This window comes from Desulfobacter latus (assembly GCF_013389365.1).
In the GTDB taxonomy this organism is placed as follows: Bacteria; Desulfobacterota; Desulfobacteria; order Desulfobacterales; family Desulfobacteraceae; genus Desulfobacter; species Desulfobacter latus.
Genome location: NZ_JACADJ010000135.1, coordinates 1 through 3235, shown reverse-complemented (window position 1 = coordinate 3235; position 3235 = coordinate 1). Strand labels below are relative to the sequence as shown.

Genomic DNA, 3235 nt, shown 5'->3' with positions numbered 1-3235 from the left:
CTCTCCTGAAACAAGCTCATCTTTTTGACTTACCGCACTAAAGCCGATTGTCTTATAGCCTGCATCTATACCAAGCTTTACTTTTTGTTTGTAACCACTTGATCCATACAAAAGCCGGATTGTAAAAAAATATAAAAATGCTCTATCGAAGTTAGAGCAAAGGACAAAGCCTCCAAAACGATATGCCCATGTAATTGAATATGACCCTAACACCAATCAATATATTATCCCTGAAGGCAAAGAGCCAAACCCGTCAGGAATTCTTCTAATACCCAAAAAAATTCCAAGTGAATCTGAATGGGAGGATGGTTAATGTTTCGTTCGGCTATCATATATTATCAAGAGTATGATATTTAATTTTGCAGAATTAGGTATCATATCCCCGGAATTACTTACTCAACTGTTAATAGATTTAAAAATCAATAGATAGTCTGCCTAACTCAGTCAGATTATGAGGGCTATTTACTTTGCATACGTGAAAGTATAGTTTTTTAGGAGTTGATCTTTTTGGTATTTCAAAAACGATCCAACCCTTGCCTTGCTCTCCAGGATATAAATTGATTCCTGTCCACACTTTTAGGGCTTCTCTCCAAGCTGCGGATGAGGTGTTCACAGCTTTAATCGTATAGCCATCGTTTGTTTTTAAAGTAAATGTGTCGTGATGATCGGAACTCCCCCCATATATTGTTGTATTCTTGTTGCGGTTGTTTATCTGAATGAGGCAGGCCAAGAAAATATTTCCTTTTTGGGGCTGCTCGTATTGATTATTAATACCAACTTTTTTTCTTTGAATAACACGAAAATTGATGTTGTTAATAATATTTTGTGCATTTTCATTATTCGGTATTGGTACTGCCGGTGAGGATGGAGTTTTCTTTTTCTCGTTGTATTCGTTTATTTGCTTATAGCCAGCAGGGCAAATAGTATCGGTAAAAGCTAATTCCCCTTTATCATTGACACATTTTAAAAAAGGATAAGAAGGCGATGCGATAAATAGAGAGAGAAAAAACATAAGATAAGAATATTTTAACATTAACACGATCCTTGGAACTCTGATGTGATTAAAAATATTTGCCAATTCCCTGCAAACCCCAAAACTAATATCGATTTATGTGTCCTGAATCATATTTGAGTTGACTCTTGGTCAAATGTTATCATGATTTCACTATCAAGGTGTCAACTCAAGCCCGTCTGATCACCCGTCCTTTGGCAATTTTTATGATATTTCCTCATAATGTTCGCCTTATGAGGAGATTGTCAGGCGGAGCCTAATTGCCCATTTCTTTTTTTGCTCTCATCTCATTTTGGACACAACCATACATGATTTGATAACTCCCTCCAACTGCATTCGCTACACCAACACAATAATTTTCTATTCTCCTCTCAATATGCATTCTTTGTAGGTTTGATTTCGCTGTTTTTTCATTCGTTAAACAACCTTGCTCTATTTGGTAACTCCCCCCAACAGCATCTGCAACACTGCGGCAGTATGCTTTCATATCAAAAGAGTAACTCCAAACAGTAGTTGTTACTGAACAAACAAGAATAACTGCTGAAACAAAAATTTTGAAACTTAACGTAATTTTCATTTTTAATAACCTCCTTGGTTGTTAATCAGAAAAATAATATTTTGCCCTCTCTGACGTTGATTTTTTTTGTCCTGTTTTCCAATCAATAACATTGTATGTCCCTGCGTTATTCGGGAATTGGAAGTAGCGAACCCCATCTTTGTAGAGACCTTTCTTGACTGATCCTATCTCGGCAAGGACCTTAATAGCGTGCAGCTTTACAGTATTTCTGGTCCAGTCAATTTTAAGTGTTTTTGAAAAAATACCTGTGAGTTCAGCATGGCAGACATTTCCGTAGGAAATGTTTAAAATACTAACCACTTTCTCAGCGGCTCCTGACGAGCTATATGGATTTGCAGAATAAGAAGACGATGGCTTGGAAGCTGAAGAAGAATAGGAGTGCTTAGACGCTGAATACGAAGACGATGGCTTGGAGGTTGAAGAAGAATAAGAGTGCTTAGGTGCTTGTGGAGCATAACTTTTGTTGTTTTGGCTTGTACCAACTATGTAGAAGATGATGATGACTCCAAATGCTGCGATAACGCACATTAACCTTTTGGTGTATTTTTTTTTAAAGGGAATAGAAGCCTTTTGCTGGGTTGTCTTTTCAGTATCTTCCGCATCTTTTTGTTTAGCCTTTTGCTGTTCTCTTTGTTGCTCTAAAAATCTTTCGTATTTAGCATAAATCACACCGCAGGAAGGGCATTCTGTTAAAGGGGTAAATTTGTCATCAGATGATTTTCGTGTATATTTACATTTTGGGCATTGTTTCATTTATATCTCTCATTATAAGCTAAATTGGGGGATGTCCCACCTTTTACATAAGGTGATTGTTTGGTTCGGCAAAGCAGGCTCAAAATTAAGCCGTAATCCAAATTTCATGAAAATACGTCCTTTTTGAGAGATATATTTTTATATTATTCCATGTTATGCATTTTGTTTTTAGTCTACGTCACCTAACCGGTTGATGATGACTTTGGTATCAATTTTATAGAATCTAACATACCAATTAATATGATGGGCGTTAAGTGAATATTTATTAAAATTATACAACGACTCTCTGATTTTTTTTGAGCTACGCGGAGGTATTGTTTTCTGAATATAAACTTGATCGAAATATTCATCATGTATGTTACAAAACTGAGCCTTTACAAAAATCTTTATTGTGGAAGCACTATTATTTATTAGCTTACAGGTTACTTTCCCAGTCTTTTTATTGATTTCAAGATGTTCATACGAAATATCTTTAAACACTTTACCTCTGGAATAAAAAGCCATTGTCGGTGTAGATATAGCCATGATTATTAAAATTACAAATCCATGTATCAAAATTTTATTTTTCATCGTTTTTAGCCCCCTCCAGTTTTGTTTACATCTCCAAATACAGAAAAAACCACTATTCAGAGTCATCGAGCTTTAATCTCGCTTGTTATATTTGGGATTTCAATAGTTTTGGATGCAATTATCCAGTCATTCACGCCAGCCAGTTGGGTCTACTTTACGCAGGTTACATGCCAGTTGATTAATGAGCTTAAAGTTATTTTATAGAATTCGGCAAGAAAACCCACTGATCACCGAAGGTGTCGGTGGGATGAATTGCCGCTTTTTAGCCTTGCTGTTCAATATACCTCTTAATTGTTTCAATTGAAGCATTACCAATTGAGCAA

At 35.9% G+C, this 3235-nt stretch carries 5 protein-coding genes; all 5 read right to left on the bottom strand.

Annotation, left to right across the window (positions count from 1 at the left end; all coding sequences use genetic code 11):
- On the bottom strand, positions 1-213 hold a 213-nt coding region (locus HXW94_RS18375), incomplete at its 3' end, for an RRXRR domain-containing protein (protein ID WP_343054712.1).
- A 199-nt stretch (positions 214-412) separates the two neighbouring features.
- Complete coding sequence (locus HXW94_RS18370; RefSeq protein ID WP_178368344.1) at positions 413-1033, bottom strand: DUF4352 domain-containing protein; 621 nt, start codon at positions 1031-1033, stop codon at positions 413-415.
- A gap of 235 nt (positions 1034-1268) precedes the next feature.
- Complete coding sequence (locus HXW94_RS18365) at positions 1269-1589, bottom strand: hypothetical protein (RefSeq protein ID WP_178368343.1); 321 nt, start codon at positions 1587-1589, stop codon at positions 1269-1271.
- Positions 1590-1610: 21 nt separating this feature from the next.
- The gene (locus HXW94_RS18360) at positions 1611-2342 is read right to left on the bottom strand and encodes a hypothetical protein (RefSeq protein WP_178368342.1); all 732 of its coding nucleotides are present in this window, start codon (positions 2340-2342) and stop codon (positions 1611-1613) included.
- A 168-nt stretch (positions 2343-2510) separates the two neighbouring features.
- Positions 2511-2912, bottom strand: coding sequence for a hypothetical protein (locus tag HXW94_RS18355; RefSeq protein ID WP_178368341.1), 402 nt, complete (start codon positions 2910-2912; stop codon positions 2511-2513).
- Positions 2913-3235: the final 323 nt, after the last annotated feature.

What these genes read in the sequence shown, in the direction of transcription:
- HXW94_RS18370 (WP_178368344.1), bottom strand. Translation starts at nt 1,033, where the DNA reads ATGTTAAAATATTCTTATCTTATGTTTTTTCTCTCTCTATTTATCGCA.
- HXW94_RS18365 (WP_178368343.1), bottom strand. Translation starts at nt 1,589, where the DNA reads ATGAAAATTACGTTAAGTTTCAAAATTTTTGTTTCAGCAGTTATTCTT.
- HXW94_RS18360 (WP_178368342.1), bottom strand. Translation starts at nt 2,342, where the DNA reads ATGAAACAATGCCCAAAATGTAAATATACACGAAAATCATCTGATGAC.
- HXW94_RS18355 (WP_178368341.1), bottom strand. Translation starts at nt 2,912, where the DNA reads ATGAAAAATAAAATTTTGATACATGGATTTGTAATTTTAATAATCATG.